Here is a 24,905-nt window from a genome sequence, read left to right on the forward strand (position 1 = left end):
TATGCCTAAGTCTAAAGAAGTGAGACGATAGGTGCGAATCCGCAGGGGTTCTGAGCACAATCGCCGATGTTTAAGAGGAGCATGAAGACTATGAAGAAGGTCAGCGCTATTGCAGTGGTTATAGGAGCAATTCTCTTCACGCCAATAGCTGCCTTTGCTAACTCTCTCGTTGCGACATCTCCAATGTCCGGTGCGACACTTCAGAGCGCACCGAGTGCAATTACCGTCACCACTGAAATTGCTCTCATGGATGCGGGTAATGAAATCTCTGTAACTGATCCAACGGGAGTTCGTGTCGATGATGGCGCGCTCACCATTGATGGAGTCAATGCTGTCATTGGTTTAAAGCAATTAGTGAAGACTGGAATATATACAGTCAATTATTCGTTGCTTGCCGAAAATGACATCCCACTCATTGGGAAATTTACCTTTAACTTCGCTGAGCCAACGGTGATTGCAACAACTGCTCCTGCACCTACAAATGCACCAACTCCTTCAGGAAATAACCTTGGAACAACAATCTTTGTTCTTGGCCTTCTTGCAGCGGCAATTGTTGTGACTGTTGCACTCTCTCTTTATGCGCGAAAGCTCTATCGCGACCGATGAACCTTCTGTCAGGAAATCTGACTGCTGTTGATCCTTTGGTAAGTGCCCTTGGCACACTGAACAAATCAATCTCACTCTTTGCAGCTTTTAGTCTTGTTGGCGTATTGCTCTCACTCTCATTCTTCTTAATAGAGCGCGAAGGTAAGTTAGAAGAGAATGCGCTTCGACTTCGCAATATTGGCAAAGTCCTTGCTGGAGTCTGGTTTCTTACCAGCGCCTTTCAAATCATTATCACCTTAGCCAATATTTTGGGAACTTCTCTTGGTTCAGCCCTCGATCCAACAACGCTAAGTTCATTTGTGCGCCAGATTGATCTGGGCAGATTCCTTGCATTTCAAACTTTCCTCGCAGGCGTTGTCTTGATCAGCCTTACCTTTCTTCGACGAGTATTGCCTGCAACTGTTCTTCTTGGAATCTCATTACTCGCACTTGTTTCACCAGTCTTTCAAAGTCACTCAGCATCAAGTGGATCGCACTCTTTAGCTATCGGGTCACTAGTGATTCACGTTGTTGCCCTCTCACTGTGGGTCGGTGGAGTTTTTGCTCTTGTTCTGCTCAATGATTCAGATCGCAAAGTAGCGCTACCTCGCTTTAGCCAGTTAGCTCTCTGGGCTGCAATTGCAGTGGTGGCAAGTGGACTCATTAATGCGTGGACACGACTTAACTTTGCATCCGCGTGGTCTTCTTCCTATGCGCGCATCATCATTGTGAAAGCACTCCTGACTGTTGTACTTCTTGTGATTGGTTACCGCAATAGAAAATCACTTGCTCAAGGAGATAAGACGGGATGGAATCTTCTCTCTCGAGTAATCATCGTGGAAGCGTTGATCATGGGAGCCGTCGTTGCACTTGGTAGTTGGTTATCGGGTTCTCAACCACCGGCTGGAAAAGAGTTGCCGTTTAATGCAGCACTTTCCATTGTTGGTTATCCAACTCCTGCTGCTCCGAATTTCACTCGATTACTGACTCTTTACGATCCAGATGCGCTCATTATCGGAATTCTCATCACACTTGTTGCTCTCTATATCAAGGGTGTAGTGATCTTGAAAAAGCGCGGTGACTCATGGCCTGTGGGTCGCACGGTTGCATTTGCATTGGGAGTTTCAGCAATGGATTTTGCAACAAGTGGTGGTCTTGGTGTTTATGCAAAGTTCTCATTTGAATATCACATGATTGCTCACATGGTCATTGGAATGGTTGCACCTATTGGATTAGTACTTGGAGCACCAATAACGTTGGCACTTCGTACACTCCCACAAGGGCGAACACCTGAGGAGCGTGGAGTTCGCGGAATGCTGATTGCGCTCCTACATTCGCGCTACTCAATCGTGTTGACCAATCCGATAACAGCTCTTGCACTCTTTGATGGCTCACTCTTTGTTCTCTACTTCACCGATCTCTTTGGTAACTTGATGCAATCTCATGTGGGACATCTCTTTATGAATGTGCATTTTCTTTTGGCTGGCTACCTTTTCTTCTATGTCATTATTGGAATCGACCCAAATCCGCGCAAGGTTCCGCACTTATTTCGCATAGTCATTCTCTTTGCTGCAATGAGCATTCATGCCTTCTTTGCTATTTCACTTCTTGCGACTACAACGCTGATTGATAAGGGTTACTACGGCTCTCTCAATACTCCATGGCTAGGTGATTTATTAGCTGACCAACATGCAGCCGGTTCGATTGCCTGGGGGATGGGTGAAGTTCCCATCATCTTGGCTTTGATTGCAACCTTTATTCAATGGATGCGTGATGATTCACGCGAGGCAAAGCGCATCGACCGCAATGAAGCCCGCATGGCTGCACTGGGTGAACCTGATGAACTTGCTCAATACAATAAGTACCTGAGCCAACTGCAGAGCCGCGATAAGAAAGAAGGTGGGTCATGAGTTTAGAGAACATATTCACGCTACCCTCTGAATACAACGATCTTCGCGATTCAGTTCGTGCTCTCTCTGAAAAAGAGATTGCACCTCATGCCCATGCAGTAGATGAAGACCATCGCTATCCACAAGAGGCACACGATGCTCTTACCAAGGCCGGACTCTTTGCAGCACATGTGCCCACTGAATTCGGTGGCGATGGCGCTGATGCACTTGCTGCATGCATCATTATTGAAGAAGTGGCACGAGTATGTGCATCATCCTCACTTATTCCTGCAGTGAATAAATTAGGTTCATTGCCACTTATTCTTGGTGGAAATAAAGAACAGAAAGAACGTTGGCTTCGCCCATTGGCACAAGGAAAAGGTTTTTCTTACTGTCTCTCAGAATCTGAAGCAGGCTCTGACGCCTCCGCCCTAAAGACAAAGGCTGAACGCAAAGGCGATGGATGGGTTATCAATGGAAGTAAGAAGTGGATTTCAAATGCAGGAGAATCACATTTCTATACCGTCATTGCTCAAACTGATCCTTCACTTGGATCCAAGGGCATCACAGCATTTATAGTTGAGAAATCTGATCCAGGTGTTTCATTTGGGGCGCCAGAGAAGAAGATGGGCTTTCGTGGATCTCCCACCCGTGAGGTCTATTTCGACAATGTGAGTATTGGCGATGACCGTCGCATCAGTGAAATAGGTAAAGGTTTTTCACTTGCCATGGACACTCTCGATCACACACGCATCACTATTGCGGCCCAGGCTCTTGGAATTGCACAAGGTGCCCTAGATACTGCCAAGAAGTATTCACATGAGCGTAAGCAATTTGGCAAAGAGATCTTTGATTTCCAAGGTGTTCAATTTATGTTGGCAGATATGGCTATCGCTGTTGAGACTGCGCGCCAGATTACCTATGCAGCAGCTGCAAAGAGTGAGAGATTAGATAAGGATCTGAAGTTCTTCTCCGCCGTAAGTAAGACATATGCAACAGATGTGGCAATGAAGGTCACAACAGATGCTGTGCAGATTCTTGGTGGATATGGATATGTCTCTGACTATCCAGTTGAGCGCATGATGCGCGATGCCAAACTAACTCAGATCTATGAGGGCACAAATCAGATTCAGCGCATTGTGATTGCGCGCAATCTTCCTTAATTACTACCTTCGAAAGCGCAGAACCAGATCTGGAGTTGCTGCTGCATTGAGCGGTTGATCCCATTCTTGGCGAGGTAAATCTTCACTCGATATCTCATCAGGATGAATCAAACCAATAGACCATGCGCGAAGTTTTGGTAGAGCGCGGTCGTAGTAACCACCACCTTGACCTAATCGATAACCACTTCGGTCAATACGTAGTGCTGGAACAATGACGACATCGATTGTGGCAAGGTCGTTGAAGACATCACCAGCTGGTTCAAGAATTTTCTTCTTGGCAACAAGGCTAGATTTTGATCCATCCCACTTCACCCAATCGAGTTGGTCGCCATTGATTCTGGGTAGTAGAAGAATCTTTCCCGCTTTGATAAGAGCAGTATTTAATGAAGATGTATCAGGTTCATCGCCATAAGACATATAACTTGCGATTATCTTCGCCTGTGAAATTTCAGGGGATGTAGCCAGAAATTGAAAGCTGTGTTCCATGTAACGCTCGTTACGTTCGTGACGATATCGAGTGCGAAGTGCTGACTTTTCTTCGCTCTGACCCATGGAAATCCCCTAGTAGTAAGTGATGTACAAGTAAGGTTAGTGATTATGTCAGAACGTATGCGTGTAGATGAAGTACTTACCTCTCTTCTAGATCTATGCCGTCCTCTTGAGCCCTTTGATATGCCGCTACTTGATGCACACGATGGAACTCTCGCTGAAGATATCTATGCGGGAGAACGTCTTGTCATGAAGGCCGGCAGTCGCATTCGTTCAACCCAGATTGGTTTGGCTGCATCGATTGGCCTTGATCATCTTCCTACGCGCCCGCATCCACGCGTAGTTGTAATTTCAGCAGGTCCTGACTTAGTTGAACCTGGCATCCCACTTAAAACTGATGAAGAGTATGAAACTAACTCCTGGTTACTCACAACTGCAGTTCGTGAAGTTGGTGCAGTTGCCTATCGCGTGCACTCCATTCCTGATGATGAGTCGCAATTGCAGAGTGTGATTGAAGATCAGCTCGTACGCGCCGACCTCATCATCATTAGCGGTGAACGCCATGATGATTCATTTGATCTCATCACTCGCACCTTAGAGAAGATGGGTGAGATTAAGACTGTTGAAATCTCCATTGAATCAAGTGGCCGCCATAATTTTGGAACTATCGGACCCGATAAGACTCCGGTTGTCACACTTCCAGGTGATCCGATTGCTGCATACATCTCCTTTGAACTTCTGATCCGCCCGATGATTCGCACAATGCTTGGCACAGTAAATATCCATCGCCCATCAGTGAAGGCAAAGCTTGAGAAAGCTCTGACTTCTTCAGGCGGTAACCGTTCTTATGTGAGAGCAATTTTGAGTGAAGATGGAAAGTCTGTGGCGCCACTGAGTTCTCAAGATGAACAGGCAACGCTTTCGGATGCTAATTGTTTTATTGCAGTTCCTGAAGGTGAAACTAGTTTGTCTGCAGGTGCGCAGGTCACTGTCGTAGTTCTTGAGCGACGTTATCTCTAAGCAGGTGAGTTGATCTCATGTGGCCGGTAACGCTTTATGGTGATGAAATCACTCTTCGCCCGGCCCGTTTCCGAGATCGCACTGCATGGAATGATGTTCGTGCAGAAAATAAAGAGTGGCTCACTCCATGGGAGGCAACCCTTCCTGTGCTTCCGCAGGATTCACCCGCATATGAGAATCAGGGCCGACCATCCTTCTATGAAATGGTCCATCTCCTTCGTCGCGAGGCCCGTGCTGGGCGTTCCTACTCATTTCTAATCTGGAATGAATCCAATCTCATCGGCCAGATAACAATGGGTGGCGTTATGCATGGCGCACTTCGTGGGGCGCATATCGGTTATTGGATTGATCGAAACTATGCCAATCGCGGCTTTACTACGCAGGCGGTAAAGCTAGTCACTGCTTTTGGATTCTCTCAAATAGGGCTGCATCGCATAGAGATAAATGTGCGCCCTGAGAATGCTGCCTCCTGCAGAGTTGCCGAGAAAGCTGGGTATGTTCTAGAAGGTGAGCGCAAGGCCTTCTTACATATCGATGGTGCATGGAGAGACCATCTGTCCTATGTAAAGAGCAATGAATTAATCCAGTAAACCCCCCTTGAAATCCACAGAGTTACGCTCAGTCGCCTCTAACCTTTACCCATCATGGCCTCAGGAATTATCTATCTAGCAATTATTGGCATGTGGGTTGCCTATTTTCTGCCACGCTGGGTACATAACAAGAATGAATTCTCCGGTAAGAGCGTCGAACGTTATAAGAGCGCACTCCGAGTAGTTGCAAGTACTACACCGGGTGCACAAATTGGCTCTGGAGCAATTTATACAGATGTAGATCGCGCAGGACGCGTAGCACAACAACTCATGCGCCGCAGAATTATCTTCTCACTTATTACTACAACACTTATCCTCACAACGGCAGGTGCCATCATGCAGACATTCACATACATCGCAATCGCTATTCCTGTTACTGGATTAGTTCTCTATATTGCCCATGTTCGTCGTCAAGAAAATAGCGATCGCATCACGCGCCGTCGTATGGATCAATTGCATCGCACAACCGAAGGTGTTTCACATACCAATCTTGCAGATGTGCTTACACATAATTCTCACAGTGAAGTTAAAGTCAATCAAGATCACTGGATTCCTTTGTCAGAACGCGAACTCACAGGTGTCACACTTCTTCCTAAGGGAACAGCGCAATCACGTGCTGAGTGGCAACCTAATGAGATTCCAGTTCCAACATATGTAAACGCGCCAAAGGCTGTTCAGTCAAAGCGTGTCCTTGATTTAACCGAACCAGGTAGATGGACTGAAGAGCAAGAACGTTTAGAACGCGAAGCGCTCGCTGCAGCTGCTCCATCACGCGATGAAGTATTTGATCAACAGCTTGCAGATGAAGCAGTACAGAAGCTTCGCGAAATGCGCGCTGCTAACGAATAGCTAAATCCAGCTCTCAAACCACATGCGTGCATGCCATGCGTCATAGGTGATCAGATCGCCCATATAGAGCGGTAAGAAGTATAAGAAGTTAAAGAAGAGCACGATATATACCCCTGCTACAACAACTTCTCCCAAGCGACCGTAATTAGTCAGTATTGATCGAGTGCAATAAATGAGTGCAAGAATCAGAAAAGGCTCAAAGACAATTGCATAGAAAGAGAACACCGTGCGCTCTTGGAAGAAGAACCACGGCAGATAACCTGCAGTAATTCCCGTAACAATGACTGTGAGAGCGGGATCTAATCTGTGCTTAGCAATACTGCGAGCCCATAAGCCAAAGACAACCACGATTGCAATTGTTCCAAGCCACCACAACAGCGGTGTTCCTAAAGCAAGGATTTCTTGTGAACAGCTGTCGGCGCCACACCCTTTCGGTGATTCGTAATAGAACGAGGTTGGTCGTCCCATGACAAGCCAACTCCATGGATTTGCTTGGTAGACGTGTTTCTCCGTTAACCCTGTATGAAAGTCCAACATCTGTTGGTGGTAGTAGATAATTGATGAAATTACATTTGATGAGTAATCACGATTCCAACCACGGTTACTAAGGAACCAGCCAGTCCATGATGTTATGTAAACGAGAAGTGGGACTGCACCAAATTGACCAATGCGGGCAAGAGTCGGCTTTATCAAATCTTTTCCTGAGTAATGCGTGAATGCTCGGTAGAAACCAATTGCTGCAAATGCGATGATGAAATAGAGAGCGCTCCACTTTGTGGCCAGAGCTAATCCCAGAACAACGCCTGTCCACCAGTAGCGTTTTGTCAGGAAGAGATAGGAAGCAAGCAGAACGAAGAAGGTTAAGAAGTTATCGAGAAGTGCTGTGCGTGAATGTACTAGTGCTAAACCATCAATTGCCATCAGTGCACTTGCAAGTCCAGTCAGAACTGCACTCCTAAAGAGGCGATGTGCAATAAGTGCAATGAGCAGAATCATCAAAGAACCAACAAGGGCTGTTGTAAATCGCCATCCAAAGCCAGTATCGCCAAATACTTGTATACCAAGACCTATCAACCATTTACCCAGTGGAGGGTGCACAATGAATTCAGGTTTTGATCCCGCTACTTCAACGCCATATTTCAGTAAGTCACGGGCGCCATCGACGTAATAGACCTCATCGAAGATAAATCCCTTCACTCTTCCAAGATCTGAAAGACGGAGAATAAAGGAGAGCAGTGCGATGAGTACCGGAGCGATACCAACAACCATATGTAAAGAATATGGGAGGATTCGCATATGGCCCTAGTTCTTGCAGCGACTCCTCTTGGAAATCCGCTCGATGCGAGCCAGCGACTCAAAAATGCAATCGAATCAGCGCAAGTTATTGCCGCTGAAGATTCACGCAGATTTCATCGATTGGCATCAGATCTAGGTGTGACATTTACAGCGCGCATCATCTCCTTCTTTGAAGGCAATGAGACAGATCGCACGCAAGAGATATTGCAGCTCCTTCGCGAAGGTAAAGAAGTCCTCGTCGTGACAGATGCAGGCATGCCAACCATCAGCGATCCTGGATTTCGCTTGATGCGCGATGCGATTGCAGAAAACCTTCCCACCGTTGTTATCCCTGGCCCGAGTGCGCCAACAATGGCAATTGCGCTATCGGGTCTTCCGACAGATCGCTTTACCTTTGAAGGTTTCGCACCTCGCGCACAAGGCGCTCGCAATACTTTCTATGAGAACCTTCGATTTGAAGAGCGCACCATGGTTATCTTTGAAGCACCACATCGCCTTCATGAATCACTTGTCGATGCTGCTGCGATTCTTGGGGATTCTCGCAAAGGTGCCATCTGTCGCGAGATGACAAAGACCTATGAAGAAACTATTCGTGGCACACTCACTGAATTGATTATGTGGGCAGCAAGCAAAGAGGTCCTTGGTGAAATCACACTCGTGATTGCAGGTGTTGAGGCAGGTTCTGCGAACAAGACGGCAGATGATGCCGTTGCTCGTGTTCGTGAATATGAGGCTGCTGGAATGGACCGAAAAGGTGCGATTGCTACAGTCGCCGATGAGTTCGAGCTTCCTAAGAAGATCGTTTATGCAGCCGTAGTCGATGCGAATAAGATGAGCAGATGAAGTCTTTCTACCTGACTACGCCGATTTACTATGTAAATGATGCGCCGCATATTGGCCATGCATATACAACGGTTGCCGGCGATGTCCTTACTCGTTGGCATCGCCAACGTGGTGAATCTGTCTGGTTCCTTACAGGAACAGATGAGCACGGTCAGAAAGTTATGCGCACTGCAGAGCAGAACAACGTCGCCCCTCAAGCATGGGTCGATAAGTTAGTTGCTGATGCGTGGAAACCTAATTGGCAAGCGCTCAATATCGCAAATGATGACTTTATCCGCACCACTGAACCTCGTCACACAGAGCGTGTGCAGAAGTTCTTGCAGTCGCTGAAAGACTCTGGCCATATCTATGCCGGTAAATATGAAGGCCCTTACTGTGTTGGCTGCGAAGAATTTAAATTACCTGGCGATCTCATTGATGCAGATGGTGAAAAGCTCTGCCCGATTCACAGCAAGCCAATTGAGCTAGTCAACGAGAACAACTGGTTCTTTAAACTCTCTGAGTTCACGCAACCACTTCTTGATCACTATAAGAATAATCCTGATGCATGCCAGCCAGAGAGTGCTCGCAATGAAGTTGTCTCATTCCTTGAAGGTGGAGTATCAGACCTTTCTATCTCTCGCTCCACATTTGACTGGGGAATTCCAGTTCCGTGGGATACCGATCAAGTTGTCTATGTTTGGTTTGATGCTCTACTTAACTATGCGACAGCTGTAGGACTTACCGATGCGTCAGATTCTGAAGGTGGCAAGAAGTTTGCAGCCACCTGGCCTGCAGATGTTCACCTGGTTGGAAAAGATATTTTGCGATTCCACGCCGTTATTTGGCCAGCGATGCTCATGGCCGCAGGTATTGATATTCCTAAGAAGGTCTTTGCACACGGTTGGTTACTTGTCGGTGGCGAGAAGATGTCGAAGTCAAAGCTGACAGGTATTGCGCCATCAGATATCACCGATCACTTTGGCGTCGATGCATTCCGCTATTACTTCTTGCGTGCAATTCCATTCGGAAGCGATGGATCTTTCTCTTGGGAAGATATGAGTGCTCGTTACACATCAGAGCTGGCTAATGACTTTGGAAACCTCGCCTCACGTCTTGCTGCGATGATTGAAAAGTATTGCGGTGGAAAGATTCCAGCTGTTGCTAAAGATGAAACCCTTGCACAATCACTGCAGGCAACTGTCGATAAGGCAGATGCTGCAATGGTTGCACTTGATTTCCAAGGTGGAATTAATGCTGTGATGGATTACTGCAAGCAGGTCAATGGTTATGTAACTATCAAAGAGCCTTGGATTCTTGCTAAAGATCCAGCAAACCAAGCGATTCTTGAAGAAGTTCTCTATAACACTGCTGAATCACTTCGCGCACTGGCTGTCTTACTCCACCCAGTAATGCCTGCAACAACTGAGATCTTGTGGGAAGCGCTGGGCGCGAAGGCATCACTAGGTGAGATTGGTAAACAAGAAATTTCTAAGGTTGCGACCTGGGGTCAGTTGCCACAAGGTGCAACTGTCACAAAGACTCCGGTCTTGTTCCCACGGTTAGAAGTTAAAGAGTAATTTTCTTATGACAGATCGCCACAAACGCGATATCGATCGTCAACCTGCTCCACTTCCTGAAGCACTTCCTGTTCCCACGGTAGATGCGCATGCTCATATTGAAATTGTCACCAATGATGCGCCTGATTCAGATGCTGTTCGCCAAGTTCTTGATGATGCGAAGTCAGTTAATGTCGATCGCATCGTGCAGGTTGGATATTCGGCAGAACAATCACAATGGTGCGTTGATATGGCAAACGCCTTTCCGGGTCGTGTACTTGCAGCAGTTGCACTCCACCCCAATGAAGCACCCGTTGTTCCTGATCTAGAAGCTGATTGGGCAATCATTGAAAAACTTGCACAAGATCCTCGTGTGCGCGCAATTGGTGAGACTGGACTTGATTACTTCCGCACCGAGCCTGCGCTACGCAAGCGTCAACAAGATTCATTTAAGTGGCATATTGATTTAGCTAAGCGCACCAATAAGGCCCTAGTCATTCATGATCGCGATTCTCATGATGATGTTCTCTCTATCTTGCTTGAGGTAGGAGCTCCCGAGAAGACTGTCTTTCACTGTTTCTCAGGCGATGTTGAAATGGCAAAGATCTGCATAGATCGCGGATATATCCTCTCTTTTGCTGGCACTATGACATTTAAAAATGCGCCTGCTCTGCGTGATGCACTCAAACTTGTTCCACATGATCAGCTCTTAGTTGAAACTGATTCACCGTTCTTGGCACCGATGCCTCATCGAGGAGCGCTCAATACTCCAGCACAGATTGCCAATATCGTGCGGGCAATGGCCACAGAGCGCAATGAAGATGTGGCAGAGCTTGCAACAGCGCTATCTGTGAATGCCGAGCGCATCTTCGGTTCTTTCGCATGAGCCTTCTAGGAGCTGCAGAGATTCGCGAGCTTGCAGAAGCTCTTGATCTCAAACCTTCCAAATCACTAGGGCAGAACTTTGTTCATGATGGCAATGTCTGTCGCAAGATTGTTCGTACGGCAGGGCTGACAGAAACAGATATCGCACTGGAAATTGGACCAGGTCTTGGATCTCTGACTCTTGCAATGATGGAAGTGGCTCAAGCAGTTGTTGCCGTTGAGATTGATTCCCGCCTTGCCACACAACTTCCCATCACTGCAGCAAGGCATTCAGAGCGTGCAGATATCTTGACTGTGATTAATCAAGATGCGCTTGCCTTAAAAGAACTTCCCGTTGCACCCACTGTCTTGATTGCAAACCTGCCTTATAACGTCTCTGTTCCAGTATTTCTGCATCTACTTGAAATCTTGCCATCACTGCGTAGTGGTGTCGTGATGGTGCAGGCAGAGGTTGCAGATCGTTTAGCTGCAAAGCCAAATTCAAAAGAGTATGGAATTCCTAGTGTGAAAGCTGCATGGTGGGCTGATGTGACAGGTGCTGGCTCTGTCTCACGCAATATCTTCTGGCCACAACCTAATGTGGATTCAAAGCTTGTGGGATTCATAAGACGTGCAACACCAGGTGATGAAGAACTTCGTAAGAAAGTGTTTGCCATTATCGATTTAGCCTTTGCTCAACGTCGCAAGATGCTGCGCTCTGCGTTGTCATCGATGTATGGAGGCTCTGCCGCGGCAGAAGCTCATCTGACAAAAGCAGGAATTGATCCCACACTTCGCGGAGAAGCACTTGATATCTCAGCCTTCTGCGCGATTGCCAGAGAAGAGTAGAGTTTTCACGTGGCGCATAATTCAGTGACGGTTCGAGTTCCTGCAAAGGTTAATTTGCAGCTCTCTGTTGGACCTCGCGAAGCAGATGGATTTCATAACCTTGTCTCTGTATTTCAGGCAATCTCCATCTTTGATGATGTCACTGTCACTAAATCCAATCCTGGAAGTGGCGTGACTATCTCTGTCACAGGTGAGCACACACACGGTGTGCCTGAAGATCACTCAAATCTTGCCGTCAAAGCAGCTCAATTGATTGGTGAGAAGTTCGATTTTGCCGTAGATGTTCATATCGAAATCAAGAAATCGATTCCTGTTGCAGGTGGCATGGCAGGCGGAAGCGCTGATGCTGCAGGCACCTTGGTTGCTATGGATTCACTCTTTCAACTAGAGATGTCACGCGAGGAGCTTCATGCACTCGGTTCAGAGTTAGGTAGTGATGTGCCATTTATGATTTCAGGCGGCACTGCAATTGGTCAGGGACGCGGAGATCAACTCACTGCTGCACTATCGCGCGGCACATATCACTGGGTACTAGCACTCTCTAGCGTTGGTTTATCTACTCCTGCTGTCTATACAGAGTGTGATCGCATGCGCGCAGAACTTGATATTGCACCCCCACAAGTTTCAGATGCCTTGATGCAATCTCTGCTTGCTGCCGATAGCGATGCTGTGGGTCGCGCACTCACCAATGATCTGCAGAACGCGGCATGTTCTCTGCGCCCTGCCCTCAGTCTTGTTCTTGAAGTAGGCAGAGATTACGGAGCACTCGGTGCAATTGTCTCTGGCTCCGGTCCCACAGTTGCGTTCTTGGTGGCCGATGAAGATTCAGGACTTGATTTAGCTGTGGCCCTTACGGCGAGTGGCGTTGTGGGAAGTGTTGCGCGAGCACACGGACCTGTGCATGGAGCAAAAGTAATCTAGTTTTCGTCAAACTCCGCAACGAGTTTGCTCAATAAATCAGCAAGTAGTTCGCGATCTTTAGCAGTCAGCGTTCCTAGCAATTCACGTTCATTCTCAAGCAGACCTTCCAGCGCAGCATCAACAGCGCGCACCCCAGATTTTGTGAGTGTGACAAGTGAGCCGCGACCATCATCCGGATCTTGTTCACGAGTAATCAATTGCAACTCTTCAAGTCGATCAAGGCGATTAGTCATCGTTCCACTCGTCACCATCGTCTCTTGCATTAACTGACCAGGGGAGAGTTGATGTGGTGCACCTGCACGACGCAGAGCTGCAAGAACATCGAATCCCCACGTCTCAAGATCTGCGAATGCATCACGACGAGCAATATCCAGGTGGCGGGCAATGCGGGTAATGCGGCTTAGGACTGCAAGGGGAGAGAGGTCGAGATCTGGGCGCTCGCGCTTCCAGGCCGCTATGAGGCGGTCTACTTCATCTCGATTATTCTGCATAGTAAATGGAGTTTAGTGGTCGCCAGCACTACCGAAGATAAGGGAGAATATAGGTTCCGCCATTGTGTAGTGGCTAGCACATGGGCCTTTGAAGCCCAGGGTCCAGGATCGATACCTGGTGGCGGAGCCACCGTTTCAATCTCAGCCCGAGCAAGTAGACTGCACACATGAGCCTTGAAACAGTAGTGATTCTCGCTGCTGGAGAAGGTACTCGCATGAAGTCGAGCACTCCCAAGGTTCTTCACTCAATCGCAGGTCGCTCACTTGTTGGCCATGTTCTCAGCGCAGTGAGTGCACTCTCTCCTAAGCAGGTGCGCGTAGTTGTTGGAGCAGGTCGCGAACAAGTAGAGGCACACCTTTCAGAAGTAGCACCACATGTCACAACAGTCTTTCAAGAAAAGCGCGGCGGCACAGGACATGCAACACAGCTCGCACTCGATGGTTTGAAAGCAAGCGGAACAATTCTTGTACTTGCAGGCGATACACCAATGCTCACAGGATCATCTCTGACTCAACTTCTTACAGAACATCATGCAGGTGGTTTTACAGCATCCGTTCTCACAGCAGAACACCCAGATCCAACAGGCTATGGCCGCATTATTCGCGCTGATGATGACTCACTTCTTCGCATTGTGGAAGAGCGCGATGCCGATGAGATTCAACGTGACATCCTTGAAGTAAATTCAGGTGTGTATGCATTTGATGCAGTCAAACTTGCCAGTGCTATCGGCAAGCTGAAAAACGATAATTCACAGGGCGAGCTCTACCTCACCGATGTCATTGAAATCCTTCGCAATGAAGGCGGCAAGATCGCAGCAGTTCTGATTGATGATTTCATTGAAATCCTAGGAGTCAATGACCGCGTGCAGCTTGCAGAATCAGCGGCCCTCTTGCGCGATCGCATTAACGAAGATTTGATGCGCGATGGTGTGACCATTGTGGATCCTTTGAGCACATGGGTTGATGCAACTGCGACTGTGGCAAGTGATGTAGTGCTTATGCCTGGTACTGCTATTAGTGGAAAGAGCACAGTGGCAACGGGCGCCGTCATCGGCCCTCGCACAACACTTGTTGATTGCACAGTGGGCACAGGCGCTCGCGTAATTGAATCTCGTTGCACAGAAGCCATCATCGGCGATGGTGCAAATGTTGGCCCTTTCACATTCTTGCGACCTGGAACAAAGTTGCTACCGAATTCAAAGGTTGGCGCATACGTTGAGATGAAGAATGCGACTTTGGGCGAAGGCTCCAAAGTGCCTCATCTTTCCTATGTGGGAGATGCTGTTATCGGTGAGGGCTCCAATATTGGCGCTGCAACTATCTTTGTTAACTATGACGGTGTTGAAAAGCATTACACCGTCGTGGGCGATCACGTTCGAATCGGAAGCGATTCGATGTTAGTAGCCCCGGTCACAATCGGAGATGGCGCATATACGGCAGCCGGATCTGTGATTACTGAAGATGTTCCGCCCGGTGCAATTGGTGTCGGTAGGGCAAAGCAGCGAAATGTAATAGGTTGGGTTCTGCGTAAGCGAGCCGGCAGTAAATCTGCTGAGGCCGCAATGCGCCACAGTAACGATGAGCAGAAAGGCTAACTTCCTTGAGCGAGATCCGTTTATCTTCAGAGAAAAAACTTCGTCTTTTTTCAGGCCGCGGATTCCCAGAGTTATCTGAACAAGTTGCTACCGAACTAGGTATTCCCCTCACACCAACGTCTGCATATGACTTCGCTAATGGTGAGATCTTTGTTCGCTTTGAAGAATCAGTTCGTGGCTGCGATGCATTTGTGATTCAGTCACACTCAACTCCTATTAATAAGCAAATCATGGAACAACTCATCATGATTGATGCTCTCAAGCGCGCATCTGCAAAGCGCATCACTGTTGTTGCACCGTTCTATGGTTACGCTCGTCAAGATAAGAAGAGCCGTGGTCGCGAACCAATTACTGCGCGCCTGATGGCAGATCTCTTTAAGGCAGCAGGAGCTGATCGACTTATGGTTGTTGATCTGCACACTTCACAAATTCAAGGATTCTTCGACGGACCCGTCGATCACTTGTTCGCACTTCCTATGCTTGCAAATTATGTTGGCAGCAAGGTCGATCGTTCAAAGCTCACGATTGTTTCACCTGACTCAGGTCGCGTCCGCGTTGCAGAGCGTTGGTCTGAACTTCTTGGTGGCTGCCCGATTGCATTTATCCATAAGACTCGCGATCCACTTGTTCCTAACGAAGCAGTTGTTGGAAAAGTTGTGGGAGATGTTGAAGGTCGCACATGCGTCGTTATCGATGACATGATCGACACAGCAGGCACCATCACAAAGGCAGTAGATGCTCTCTTTGAAGGGGGCGCAAAAGATGTCATCGTTGCTGCAACCCACGCTGTCTTCTCTGGTCCGGCCGTTGATCGCCTCAAAGAGTCTCGCGCTGTAGAGGTCGTTGTCACAGATTCTCTTCCTCTGTCTGAGGATCAAAAGTTCGACAAGCTGACTGTGCTCTCCATCGCCCCACTCTTGGCTCGCGCCATCCGTGAGGTCTTCGAAGATGGCTCAGTAACCAGCCTTTTTGACGGGCATAGCTAACTCACGCTAACCTTCACCTCGTTCCGGCGAGGGTGAAATTTATCCGTGATCGACGGCGTAGGTATCAACTCCTGCTGGAACTTCGCAACACAAAGAGGTTTCGATAACAGCAACGAGGGAGTTTTAAAATGGCAGAAGTATCAATCAAGGGAACTACACGTACCGAATTCGGTAAGGGTGCATCACGTCGCGCACGCGTTGCAGGTCTTGTTCCTGCTGTCATCTATGGACACGGCGAGAAGCCAGTTCACATCACTCTTCCAGCTCGCGAACTCGGCGTTGCTCTCAAAGAGTCAAACGTTCTTCTTAATATTGATATTGATGGAAAGGCTGAACTGACACTTCCAAAGTCAATCGTTCGCCACCCACTCAAGCAGATCCTTGAGCACATCGACCTCGTACTTGTCCGTCGCGGTGAGAAGGTTGTTGTTTCAGTTCCCGTTCACCTTGAAGGTAAGCATGATCCAGACGGCATCCTTGAGACTCAGCACAACTCAATTGAAGTTGAGGCAGAGGCAACTGCGATTCCTAAGTTCCTTACACTTGATATTGAAGGAATGGCTGCTGGAACTTCTAAGCATGCTTCAGATGTTGTTCTTCCTGCAGGCATCATTCTTGTGAGCCCAGCGAACACAATCATTGTTCACTTGTCTGAGCGCTCAACAGTTGTTGAAGAAGTTGCTGTTGTGGCACCTGCTGCAGATGCAGCTGCTGCGGCACCTGCTGCAGATGCAGAGAAGAAGGACTAACAACCCTTACGATTTCGCATATGACGTGGTTGGTAGTGGGTCTCGGTAATCCCGGGGATGAATACGCTGCCACCCGTCACAATGTGGGTCAGATGGTCATTGATCATCTTGCTAAACGCCACAACGTAAAACTCTCTTCGCATAAATCTCGCAATGATATTGCAGCCTATAAATTAGGTGTTGGCGCAGATATGCACTCAATCATTCTCGCAAAGTCTAAGAGCTATATGAATGAATCAGGTGGGCCGATTAAGGCACTTGCATCTTTCTATTCAGTTGAACCTGCCAACATTATTGTTCTTCACGATGAACTCGATATTGGTTATGCAGCAATTCGCACCAAGGTTGCAGGTGGCGATAATGGCCACAATGGTTTGAAATCACTGACTTCATCATTTGGAACAGCAGAGTATTTCCGAGTTCGCCTTGGAATTGGTCGCCCTATGGGACAGCAGGATCCAGCTGACTTTGTCTTGAAGCAATTTAGTAAAGAAGAGAAGAAGACCCTTGATGAATTTATCGACCGAGGAGCAGATTGTGTTGAGTACTTGATTGCTAATGGGCTTGATTTAACGCAATCTAAATTTAATAGCTAAAAATCAGCCGGTATTACGTAGACCTGCAGCCACACCGTTAATAGTCAGAAGTAGAGCACGAATCAGCGCTGGATCTGCTTCACCTTCAGTGCGCACGCGGTGCAGGAGATTTACTTGAAGCAATTGAAGTGGCGCGAGGTATGTATCGCGCACTTGAAGTGTGCGAGCAAGAACTACTTGATCGCCCAGTAGCGATGTCTTTCCTGTGAGTGCAAGTATCTCTGAGACAGTTAAATCAAACTCTTCCTTGATTGTGCCAAGGAAGTGCTGCAGCTCAGCTGGAACAAGTGTTTCCACATAACGCTTTGCTGTTTCAAGATCTGTCTTAGCAAGTGTCATCTCGACATTGCTGATGAAGGTTGAGAAGAAGTGCCACTCTGCGAGCATCTTCTTAAGCACTTCACTCTGACCTGCCTCACGCGCTGCCTTCAACCCTGAGCCAACTCCATACCAACCAGGAACAATCTGACGTGATTGTGTCCAGCCAAATACCCAAGGAATAGCGCGCAGTGAATCAAGACCACCTGCAGCATCAGGGCGACGTGATGGACGGGAGCCAAGGAAGAGATTTCCTAGTTGTTCAACGGGAGTAGATGCATAGAAATAGGCAGGTAGATCTGGATGATCAATGAGTGAGCGATAGCGAGTAAATGCGTTATCGCTAACCATATTCATGCATTCATTCCATTTAGCTAAATCTTCTGGACTTTGACGCGGTCCACGGTTAAGGACTGTGGCTTCGAGAGATGCTGCAAGTGTGAGTTCAACGTTCTCGCGTGCAAGAGCAGGTAGTGCGTATTTATCGGAGATAACTTCACCTTGTTCGGTCATCTTGATTTGTCCATCAACAGATCCCCAAGGCAGTGCAACGAGAGCTTCATATGTTGGTCCGCCACCGCGACCGACAGAACCGCCACGACCATGGAATAAACGAAGCTTCACGCCATACTTCATTGCAACATCGCGCAGCTTGCGCTGAGCACGGTGGATCTCCCACTGCGATGTTGCGATACCGGCATCTTTATTGGAATCTGAATAACCGAGCATGACTTCTTGCACATTCTCGCGCAGCTCAACGAGCTTGCGATAGGTGGGATCTGAGAGAAGCGTTTCAAGAATTTCACCAGCTGCGCGAAGTTCTGCAACTGTTTCAAGAAGGGGAGCAAAACCAATCTTTGCAACCTTCTTATCAATATCAACAAGGCCTGCCTGCTTACCAAGGACAGTTGCAGCAATGAGGTCATCTGCGCCCTTTGTCATAGAGACGATATAGGTCTCAATTACTTCAGGACCAAAGCGTTCAATGAGATCTTCAATTGCAACAAAGGTATTGAGGGTCTTAAGCCCTGCAGCATCAAGCTTTGATGAATCAAGCTTTTCAGATGAGGCCAAGTGCTTGATAAGAAGAGGGAATTTATCTGCATGAGAGAGTGCGATGTACTCACCTGAAATCATCTGTTTGAGAGCGTTGTGGTGAGCATCTGAGTGCTCGCGAATATCTAGCGTTGCATGTGTTAATCCAAATGCTGCAACGGTGCGGATGGTGCGCTCGAGTAGGCCTGTGGCAAGGAGTTCACCACGGTGCGCAAAGAGTGAATCGCGCATCAAGGTGAGGTCTGCAAGGAGCTCTGCAGTGTTCTTGTAATCGCGACCTGGAACATGTGGGCTGCGATCTGCGTGACGTGTGCGTGTAGCAGCAAGTCGATGCACGATTGCAGTTGCCTTAAGTCGATATGGCTCTTGTGCATTTAGGCGCAAGAAGCGTGCTTCAAACTCTGGAATATTCTTGAGATCTTCTTCAACAGATGCGCTCAGCTCTGGGGTTGCACCTGTGATGCGCGTTGATACAGAGAGCATCTGGCGCAGTCGGTTCATCGCAGCCATGGTTGAGCGAATTGCATGGGCTACTTGTAGAACAACAGCCTCTTCAGTGATTTTAGGTGTGATGTTGGGGTTGCCATCGCGATCGCCACCGATCCATGTGCCAAATGTCAGTGGACGCGCAGTTACGGGCAAATCAATCTTCAGACGCTTGAGTTCGCGGGCAAAGTCATTGAGAACTTCAGGAACAGTCTGTGCTGCTAGGTCATCGAGGTAATAGAGCGCATTCATCGCTTCATCAAGAGGCTCTGGGCGATTGAGACGAAGCTCATCTGTCTGCCATAACAAATCAACAGTTTCAGCAAGACGTTCATCTTGAACGACCGACTTTGGAGTATCAAGCAGTGATGCAATCTCACCGAGCTTAATCAAGATAGAGCGGCGCGCTGCTTCGGTTGGGTGCGCTGTGAAGACGGGGCGAATATCGAGATCGTTAATCCATTTTGATAAATCAGCATGCGAAATTTCATGCCCTGCAACAGGGTTCTTCATCGCCTCTTCAATTTTGTCGATTGCTCGAGTAATCCATGAACCACCTTGTGCGCGAACTTCTGCCAATACGCGAGAGCGGTGTACTTGTTCTGCAACATTTGCTAAATGGAAATAGGTGCTGAGTGCTCGCACGAGTTGCGTTGCATCATCAACTGAAAGGTTTTCAAGGATTTCAATTCCGCTACCTTCGCGGACTCCCTTGCGGACGCTCTCTACGAGATCAAGGAGGTGTTGTCCTTCTTGGCGGACAAGTGATTGGCCGAGGAGATCGCCGAGGCGGCGCACATCGCTGCGCAGCGTTGCATCATCTGATTCAACGATCTGCTTCGTCTTGGAGGTCTCGGTCACTGGAGAATTATCACAGATGGAGCAGGCCCGATAGACTGTAATTGTTCGCCCCCCTTCTTTTTGAAGTGGGGCTTTGAGTCGTTTAAAGGAGCGTGCAATGAGAGGAATTCTCGCGGTATTACATAGTGATACCGAAGTAGCTTCCGCGCTCCTTGATTCCTCCAAGATCATTGCACCAGCATCGAGCTACCCATTCCTGATTGCTCTCAAAGCTCAAGAGAAGCCTGTGCTGGTCATCACCAGCTCCAGTCGTGGCGCAGAAGATGTGAGTGAATATCTCAGAAGCCTTCATTCACATGTCTATGAATTTCCTGCATGGGAAACACTGCCCCATGAGCGCTTAAGTCCGCGAAGTGACACCGTGGCGCGCAGACTCTCAACTTTGTATTTGCTGAAAGAAAAGCAGAACAACCCCGTTGTTGTCGCACCCGTGCGCGCAGTAATTCATCGCTTTATTGCATCCCTTGCTAAGACAGAGCTGTGGACTTTAGAGATTGGTCAAGAGATTGGCCTTACCGAACTCATCAACCATCTGACTGAACTTTCATTTACACGAACTGACCTTGTTGAAAAACGTGGGGAGTTTGCCGTGCGTGGCGGCATCGTCGATGTATTCCTTCCTCTTGCAATGCACCCAGTGCGTATTGATTTCTTCGGCGATGAGATTGAAGAGCTTCAGTATTTTGAGGTTGCAGATCAGCGCACCAGTGAGCCGGTCGTAGGAAAGCTCGCAATCTTGCCTTGTCGTGAGTTACTTCTTACAGATGCTATTCGTAAGCGAGCAGAGAAGTTAAAGAGCCAATATCCAAGTGCGTTAGAGATTCTCGACAAGATTGCACAAGGCATGATTGTCGAAGGAATGGAATCACTCATTCCACTTCTTACCGATGACTTTGAAACGATTTTAGATCGCATGCCCCAGGGCACCGAAGTATTTTTTATTGATGATGAACGCATCCGCTCTCGCACAGCAGATCTCATTGAGACAAACCAAGAATTCCTCGAAGCATCATGGTCTAACGCTGCAATCGGTGGTGTGGCGCCTTTGCCAGTTGAGCAAGTGACTTATTTGGATTGGAAAGCACTACAGGATGAGATTGCACGCCTTTCTCTTCCGGTGCGCGCATTTAATGCTTTTGGAAGCGATCTCGATGAAGATGCTCGTTTTCTCGATATCTCAGCCATTGACCCGATGCGCGCAAATGTGGAAGCGCTCTGCGAGCTACTGCGCACTGGCTTAGAGGCGCATCACAGCGTTGTGTTTTCAACGACAGGCCATGGAATGGCTGAGCGATATGCAGGAATCTTCCGTGATGCAGATCTGCCAGTGCAGATGGTGGAGACCCTTGCGGCCCAACCAACAAAAGGCTCAATTCATGTTACTCAATCCTCACTCGGATATGGCTTTAAGAGTGATCATGCGCAGATTCTCTTTGTTACAGAACGCGACTTATCTGGAAGTAAGACGAGTACGAAAGATGGTGCACGCATGCCATCTAAGCGAAAGCAAGCCATTGATCCCCTTGAACTTCACACAGGTGATTTTGTAGTCCATGAGCAACATGGAATCGGTAGATATGTTGAATTAGTCCAGCGCACTGTTGGGGGAGTAACCCGCGAATATCTAGTTATTGAATATGCCCCAGCAAAGCGCGGGCAACCAAGTGATCGCATCTTTGTTCCAACCGATACGTTAGAACAGGTAAGTAAATATGTGGGTGGCGAGACTCCCACTGTGCACCGCATTGGAAGCGGTGAATGGCAGAAAGCAAAGGGACGTGCTCGAAAGGCTGTGCGCCAGATTGCTGGCGAACTCATTCGATTGTATGCAGCCCGCACAAGTGCACCAGGCTTTGCCTTCTCACCGGATACTCCATGGCAGCGCGAATTAGAAGATGCATTTTCCTATATTGAAACCCCTGATCAGCTATCAACGATTGAAGATGTGAAGCGGGATATGGAGCGCCCATATCCAATGGATCGCATCATCTGTGGTGATGTGGGATATGGAAAGACGGAGATTGCCATTCGCGCTGCCTTTAAAGCGGTGCAAGATGGAAAGCAAGTAGCAGTCCTTGTTCCAACAACGCTTCTTGTGCAGCAGCATTCCAAGACTTTTGCAGAACGTTATGCAGGCTTTCCCATCAAGGTAGCTGGCTTATCTCGCTTTAATACAGCGAAGGAGAGTAAGGAGATTCTGGCAGAGCTGACATCTGGCGTTGTCGATGTTGTTGTGGGTACGCACCGCATCCTTTCGCAGGATGTGCAGTTTAAGGATCTAGGTCTTGTCATTGTTGATGAAGAGCAGCGCTTTGGCGTTGAGCAGAAAGAATCCCTTAAAAAGATGCGCACGACTGTCGATGTCTTAGCGATGTCTGCAACACCTATTCCTCGAACCCTTGAGATGGCTGTAACGGGAATTCGCGAGATGTCGACGATTACAACACCGCCAGAGGAGCGCCATCCCATCCTTACCTATGTGGGGCCAGCTGAAGATGCGCAGATTAAGGCTGCTATTCACCGCGAACTACTTCGCGATGGTCAGATCTTCTATATCCATAATCGCGTTGAATCAATCGATCGCGCTGCATCAAAGTTGCAAGAGTTAGTTCCCGAAGCACGTATTCGTATTGCACATGGCCAGATGTCTGAAGGACAGTTAGAAGATGTGATTCTTGCTTTCTGGAATCGCGACTTTGATGTTCTGGTCTGCACGACAATCGTTGAGAGCGGACTTGATATTGCCAATGCAAATACTCTGATAGTTGAGCGCTCTGAGAATTTTGGTCTCTCACAGCTTCACCAATTACGAGGGCGCGTGGGCCGTGGACGTGAGCGTGCCTATGCCTACTTCCTCTATCCGCAAGATCAACCCTTATCTGAAGTTGCACTGGATCGATTAAAGACGATTGCTACAAATACCGATCTTGGTTCAGGAATGAGAGTTGCACTCAAAGATCTTGAAATTCGTGGAGCCGGCAACTTACTAGGCGGTGAGCAATCAGGACATATAGCTGATGTGGGATTCGATCTCTATATGCGCATGGTCGGTGAAGCGGTCAATGACTACAAGACAGGCTTTATCGAAACGGAGGAGAAGAACCATGAGTGCAAAGTGGAACTTCCTATTAATGCGCACTTGGCAGAAGAATATGTTCCAGGTGAGCGTCTGCGTTTAGATCTCTATCGCCGGTTAGCTGATGTTCGCACCAGCGCCGATGTTGAATCTATTCGCGAAGAGCTCGTTGATCGCTTTGGTGAACTTCCACAAGAGGCACAATCACTTCTGCAGGTTGCACAATTGCGAGCATCTGCAAAGGCGCTGGGAGTGAGAGAAGTTGTTGCTGCTGGTAAATTCTTGAGAATTTCACCGCTGGTCTTGCCGGAATCAAAGCAGCTGCGGCTCAACCGACTTTTCCCTGGTTCGCTCTATAAAAGTGCGACAAATACTGTGATGATTGCAATTCCACGTGCGGCAGCATGGACGCCGACTGCACAAGGCTCTCAACTTATAGGGGATACTTCTCTTCTGGAGTGGGCGGCTAAGTCCCTCGATGAATTAACGAAAGCGAGCACTACGTGAAGAAGATCCTTGCACTCTTGGGTGTTATCTCAGTCTTAGCGCTCTCAGGATGCGGCAAAGTTGATAGCGCAGCAACCATTGGCGATATCACCATCTCGCAAGCTTCAGCACAATCAATTATTGATGAGATTCTTTCAGAGCGCACAAAGATTGACACAGCAGGGATGCAGATTCAGACAGGTAATGCACTCAACCGTGCTCAGCTTCGCTTCACAATCGTTACAACACTCTTTGATGAAATTGCAAAGGAACTTAAGCTTGAGATTTCTTCTACTGAAATCGAGCAGGCAAAGTCAGATCTGATTGCTCAAAGTGGTGGGCAAGAAGCACTTGCCAAGAACTTGGTCGCTGCAGAAATTGCACCGTCAAACTTTGATAACTATGTGCGCGCAATCGTCACCTCAAATAAACTTCAGGACGCACTCCTAGCATCAGGAGTTGCCGAAGCCGAAGTGTCAGCGCGTATTAATCAGCTCATCAATGCAAAGGCAGCTGAACTCACAGTCAAGGTCAATCCACGTTATGGAACATGGGACCAAGACACTGGCGATATCGTGGCGACAGATTCAGCAGGATCTGCAGTCGTTCCCTCAGGCAAGTAATTCAGATGGCTGATTCACAACTTCAACGCCTTGTTGAAGTCATGGATCGACTCCGCTCACCCGGAGGATGTCCGTGGGATGCCGAGCAGACGCACGAATCACTGATCAAGTACTTGCTGGAAGAGTCCTACGAATTTATTGATGCGATAGAAACAGATGATCGTGCCGGCATGCGTGAAGAGCTAGGCGATGTTCTCTTGCAGGTCTACTTCCATTCACGTATTGCCCAAGATCATCCATCAGATCCCTTTTCTATTGAAGATGTTGCAGGTGCGATTGCAGATAAGTTAATTAGCCGCCACCCACATGTCTTTGAAAACCTTGAAGTCAGCGGCACCGATGAAATCATTGAAAACTGGGAAGCGATCAAAGCTCGCGAAAAGGGGCGCACATCAGCAATTGATGGCATCGCGATGGCCCAACCTGCTCTTCCACTTGTTGCAAAGATTCTCTATCGCGCTGAGAAATACAACGTTGATCTCCACGTCGATCAATATTCTTCAGAGAAAGCTACTGAGAAGTCCGTCGGTGAGGCACTTGCATCAGTGATTGCCTGGGCTCATGAAAACGGTATTGACCCTGAAAACGCCTTACGTGCTCAGGCTCGAGAGATGATTCGGCAGATTCAGGCGGCCGAACAGCAAGGTAAGTAGTCGCGGTAGACTAGCCACCTGCCGTTCAGAGTT

The 24,905-nt window shown here is 48.1% G+C and carries 22 protein-coding genes and 1 tRNA gene; 19 read left to right on the plus strand and 4 right to left on the minus strand.

From position 1 onward, the window contains the following. Positions 1-81: 81 nt before the first annotated feature. From A1sIIA65_RS00580 to A1sIIA65_RS00590, 3 genes are read left to right on the plus strand one after another with little or no spacing between them, the layout of a single operon-like run. Positions 82-606 carry a copper resistance CopC family protein gene (locus A1sIIA65_RS00580; RefSeq protein WP_223298049.1) on the plus strand — a complete coding sequence of 175 codons (525 nt, stop codon included), beginning with the start codon at positions 82-84 and terminating at the stop codon, positions 604-606. Next, entirely contained in the window at positions 603-2,495 is a 1,893-nt protein-coding gene (locus A1sIIA65_RS00585; protein WP_095675681.1) for a bifunctional copper resistance protein CopD/cytochrome c oxidase assembly protein, read from the plus strand. The genes A1sIIA65_RS00580 and A1sIIA65_RS00585 overlap by 4 nt, the downstream gene beginning before the upstream one ends. Beyond that, positions 2,492-3,637, plus strand: coding sequence for an acyl-CoA dehydrogenase family protein (locus A1sIIA65_RS00590; RefSeq protein WP_095675682.1), 1,146 nt, complete (start codon positions 2,492-2,494; stop codon positions 3,635-3,637). The genes A1sIIA65_RS00585 and A1sIIA65_RS00590 overlap by 4 nt, the downstream gene beginning before the upstream one ends. Before the next feature lie 3 nt (positions 3,638-3,640). Here the strand turns inward: A1sIIA65_RS00590 and A1sIIA65_RS00595 are convergent, their stop codons facing one another. Beyond that, positions 3,641-4,189 carry a 5-formyltetrahydrofolate cyclo-ligase gene (locus A1sIIA65_RS00595; protein ID WP_095675683.1) on the minus strand — a complete coding sequence of 183 codons (549 nt, stop codon included), beginning with the start codon at positions 4,187-4,189 and terminating at the stop codon, positions 3,641-3,643. Between the two features lie 45 nt (positions 4,190-4,234). On the opposite strand from A1sIIA65_RS00595, the gene A1sIIA65_RS00600 reads away from it, so the two are divergent. From A1sIIA65_RS00600 to A1sIIA65_RS00610, 3 genes are read left to right on the plus strand one after another with little or no spacing between them, the layout of a single operon-like run. Beyond that, entirely contained in the window at positions 4,235-5,146 is a 912-nt protein-coding gene (locus A1sIIA65_RS00600; protein WP_095675684.1) for a molybdopterin-binding protein, read from the plus strand. 17 nt (positions 5,147-5,163) lie between these two features. Then, entirely contained in the window at positions 5,164-5,736 is a 573-nt protein-coding gene (locus tag A1sIIA65_RS00605; RefSeq protein ID WP_095675685.1) for a GNAT family N-acetyltransferase, read from the plus strand. 54 nt (positions 5,737-5,790) lie between these two features. Further along, the gene (locus tag A1sIIA65_RS00610; RefSeq protein WP_095675686.1) at positions 5,791-6,585 is read left to right on the plus strand and encodes a hypothetical protein; all 795 of its coding nucleotides are present in this window, start codon (positions 5,791-5,793) and stop codon (positions 6,583-6,585) included. Here A1sIIA65_RS00610 and A1sIIA65_RS00615 read toward each other — a convergent pair whose 3' ends face one another. Further along, on the minus strand, positions 6,586-7,854 hold the full coding sequence (locus A1sIIA65_RS00615) for a dolichyl-phosphate-mannose--protein mannosyltransferase (RefSeq protein ID WP_223298531.1): 1,269 nt from the start codon (positions 7,852-7,854) through the stop codon (positions 6,586-6,588). Positions 7,855-7,881: 27 nt separating this feature from the next. On the opposite strand from A1sIIA65_RS00615, the gene rsmI reads away from it, so the two are divergent. From rsmI to A1sIIA65_RS00640, 5 genes are read left to right on the plus strand one after another with little or no spacing between them, the layout of a single operon-like run. Beyond that, positions 7,882-8,724 (plus strand): 16S rRNA (cytidine(1402)-2'-O)-methyltransferase, encoded by an 843-nt coding sequence (gene rsmI / locus A1sIIA65_RS00620; RefSeq protein ID WP_095675688.1) that lies wholly within the window; start codon positions 7,882-7,884, stop codon positions 8,722-8,724. After that, entirely contained in the window at positions 8,721-10,283 is a 1,563-nt protein-coding gene (metG, locus tag A1sIIA65_RS00625; protein ID WP_095675689.1) for a methionine--tRNA ligase, read from the plus strand. The genes rsmI and metG overlap by 4 nt, the downstream gene beginning before the upstream one ends. 7 nt (positions 10,284-10,290) lie before the next feature. Next, entirely contained in the window at positions 10,291-11,148 is an 858-nt protein-coding gene (locus A1sIIA65_RS00630; protein WP_095675690.1) for a TatD family hydrolase, read from the plus strand. Next, on the plus strand, positions 11,145-11,975 hold the full coding sequence (rsmA, locus tag A1sIIA65_RS00635) for a 16S rRNA (adenine(1518)-N(6)/adenine(1519)-N(6))-dimethyltransferase RsmA (RefSeq protein WP_095675691.1): 831 nt from the start codon (positions 11,145-11,147) through the stop codon (positions 11,973-11,975). The genes A1sIIA65_RS00630 and rsmA overlap by 4 nt, the downstream gene beginning before the upstream one ends. Before the next feature lie 9 nt (positions 11,976-11,984). After that, positions 11,985-12,896, plus strand: a complete 912-nt coding sequence (locus A1sIIA65_RS00640) for a 4-(cytidine 5'-diphospho)-2-C-methyl-D-erythritol kinase (protein ID WP_095675692.1) — start codon at positions 11,985-11,987, stop codon at positions 12,894-12,896. Here the strand turns inward: A1sIIA65_RS00640 and A1sIIA65_RS00645 are convergent. Next, positions 12,893-13,387 (minus strand): MarR family winged helix-turn-helix transcriptional regulator, encoded by a 495-nt coding sequence (locus A1sIIA65_RS00645; RefSeq protein WP_095675693.1) that lies wholly within the window; start codon positions 13,385-13,387, stop codon positions 12,893-12,895. The genes A1sIIA65_RS00640 and A1sIIA65_RS00645 overlap by 4 nt on opposite strands. Before the next feature lie 55 nt (positions 13,388-13,442). Between A1sIIA65_RS00645 and A1sIIA65_RS00650 the strand changes: the two genes are divergently transcribed. From A1sIIA65_RS00650 to pth, 5 genes are all read left to right on the plus strand, one after another. Continuing rightward, positions 13,443-13,517: transfer RNA gene (locus tag A1sIIA65_RS00650), tRNA-Gln, on the plus strand. 37 nt (positions 13,518-13,554) lie between these two features. Continuing rightward, complete coding sequence (glmU, locus tag A1sIIA65_RS00655) at positions 13,555-14,982, plus strand: bifunctional UDP-N-acetylglucosamine diphosphorylase/glucosamine-1-phosphate N-acetyltransferase GlmU (protein WP_095675694.1); 1,428 nt, start codon at positions 13,555-13,557, stop codon at positions 14,980-14,982. Between the two features lie 5 nt (positions 14,983-14,987). Continuing rightward, positions 14,988-15,968, plus strand: a complete 981-nt coding sequence (locus A1sIIA65_RS00660; protein WP_095675695.1) for a ribose-phosphate diphosphokinase — start codon at positions 14,988-14,990, stop codon at positions 15,966-15,968. 128 nt (positions 15,969-16,096) lie between these two features. Further along, positions 16,097-16,717, plus strand: a complete 621-nt coding sequence (locus A1sIIA65_RS00665; RefSeq protein ID WP_095675696.1) for a 50S ribosomal protein L25/general stress protein Ctc — start codon at positions 16,097-16,099, stop codon at positions 16,715-16,717. A gap of 20 nt (positions 16,718-16,737) precedes the next feature. Then, complete coding sequence (gene pth, locus A1sIIA65_RS00670; RefSeq protein WP_095675697.1) at positions 16,738-17,313, plus strand: aminoacyl-tRNA hydrolase; 576 nt, start codon at positions 16,738-16,740, stop codon at positions 17,311-17,313. 3 nt (positions 17,314-17,316) lie between these two features. Here the strand turns inward: pth and ppc are convergent, their stop codons facing one another. After that, positions 17,317-20,034, minus strand: coding sequence for a phosphoenolpyruvate carboxylase (gene ppc, locus A1sIIA65_RS00675; protein ID WP_095675698.1), 2,718 nt, complete (start codon positions 20,032-20,034; stop codon positions 17,317-17,319). 97 nt (positions 20,035-20,131) lie between these two features. Between ppc and mfd the strand changes: the two genes are divergently transcribed. From mfd to A1sIIA65_RS00690, 3 genes are read left to right on the plus strand one after another with little or no spacing between them, the layout of a single operon-like run. Beyond that, complete coding sequence (mfd, locus tag A1sIIA65_RS00680; protein ID WP_095675699.1) at positions 20,132-23,617, plus strand: transcription-repair coupling factor; 3,486 nt, start codon at positions 20,132-20,134, stop codon at positions 23,615-23,617. After that, positions 23,614-24,219, plus strand: coding sequence for a SurA N-terminal domain-containing protein (locus tag A1sIIA65_RS00685; protein WP_095675700.1), 606 nt, complete (start codon positions 23,614-23,616; stop codon positions 24,217-24,219). Before mfd ends, A1sIIA65_RS00685 begins: the two co-directional genes overlap by 4 nt. A gap of 5 nt (positions 24,220-24,224) precedes the next feature. Continuing rightward, positions 24,225-24,872 (plus strand): nucleoside triphosphate pyrophosphohydrolase, encoded by a 648-nt coding sequence (locus A1sIIA65_RS00690; protein WP_095675701.1) that lies wholly within the window; start codon positions 24,225-24,227, stop codon positions 24,870-24,872. The last annotated feature ends 33 nt before the right edge of the window (positions 24,873-24,905 follow it).

The organism is Candidatus Planktophila dulcis, assembly GCF_002288225.1.
Taxonomy (GTDB): Bacteria; Actinomycetota; Actinomycetes; order Nanopelagicales; family Nanopelagicaceae; genus Planktophila; species Planktophila dulcis.

Coding starts and splice junctions, on each gene's coding strand:
- A1sIIA65_RS00580 (WP_223298049.1), top strand. CDS start 82: ATGAAGACTATGAAGAAGGTCAGCGCTATTGCAGTGGTTATAGGAGCA.
- A1sIIA65_RS00585 (WP_095675681.1), top strand. CDS start 603: ATGAACCTTCTGTCAGGAAATCTGACTGCTGTTGATCCTTTGGTAAGT.
- A1sIIA65_RS00590 (WP_095675682.1), top strand. CDS start 2,492: ATGAGTTTAGAGAACATATTCACGCTACCCTCTGAATACAACGATCTT.
- A1sIIA65_RS00595 (WP_095675683.1), bottom strand. CDS start 4,189: ATGGGTCAGAGCGAAGAAAAGTCAGCACTTCGCACTCGATATCGTCAC.
- A1sIIA65_RS00600 (WP_095675684.1), top strand. CDS start 4,235: ATGTCAGAACGTATGCGTGTAGATGAAGTACTTACCTCTCTTCTAGAT.
- A1sIIA65_RS00605 (WP_095675685.1), top strand. CDS start 5,164: ATGTGGCCGGTAACGCTTTATGGTGATGAAATCACTCTTCGCCCGGCC.
- A1sIIA65_RS00610 (WP_095675686.1), top strand. CDS start 5,791: ATGGCCTCAGGAATTATCTATCTAGCAATTATTGGCATGTGGGTTGCC.
- A1sIIA65_RS00615 (WP_223298531.1), bottom strand. CDS start 7,854: ATGGTTGTTGGTATCGCTCCGGTACTCATCGCACTGCTCTCCTTTATT.
- rsmI (WP_095675688.1), top strand. CDS start 7,882: ATGGCCCTAGTTCTTGCAGCGACTCCTCTTGGAAATCCGCTCGATGCG.
- metG (WP_095675689.1), top strand. CDS start 8,721: ATGAAGTCTTTCTACCTGACTACGCCGATTTACTATGTAAATGATGCG.
- A1sIIA65_RS00630 (WP_095675690.1), top strand. CDS start 10,291: ATGACAGATCGCCACAAACGCGATATCGATCGTCAACCTGCTCCACTT.
- rsmA (WP_095675691.1), top strand. CDS start 11,145: ATGAGCCTTCTAGGAGCTGCAGAGATTCGCGAGCTTGCAGAAGCTCTT.
- A1sIIA65_RS00645 (WP_095675693.1), bottom strand. CDS start 13,387: ATGCAGAATAATCGAGATGAAGTAGACCGCCTCATAGCGGCCTGGAAG.
- glmU (WP_095675694.1), top strand. CDS start 13,555: ATGAGCCTTGAAACAGTAGTGATTCTCGCTGCTGGAGAAGGTACTCGC.
- A1sIIA65_RS00665 (WP_095675696.1), top strand. CDS start 16,097: ATGGCAGAAGTATCAATCAAGGGAACTACACGTACCGAATTCGGTAAG.
- pth (WP_095675697.1), top strand. CDS start 16,738: ATGACGTGGTTGGTAGTGGGTCTCGGTAATCCCGGGGATGAATACGCT.
- mfd (WP_095675699.1), top strand. CDS start 20,132: ATGAGAGGAATTCTCGCGGTATTACATAGTGATACCGAAGTAGCTTCC.
- A1sIIA65_RS00690 (WP_095675701.1), top strand. CDS start 24,225: ATGGCTGATTCACAACTTCAACGCCTTGTTGAAGTCATGGATCGACTC.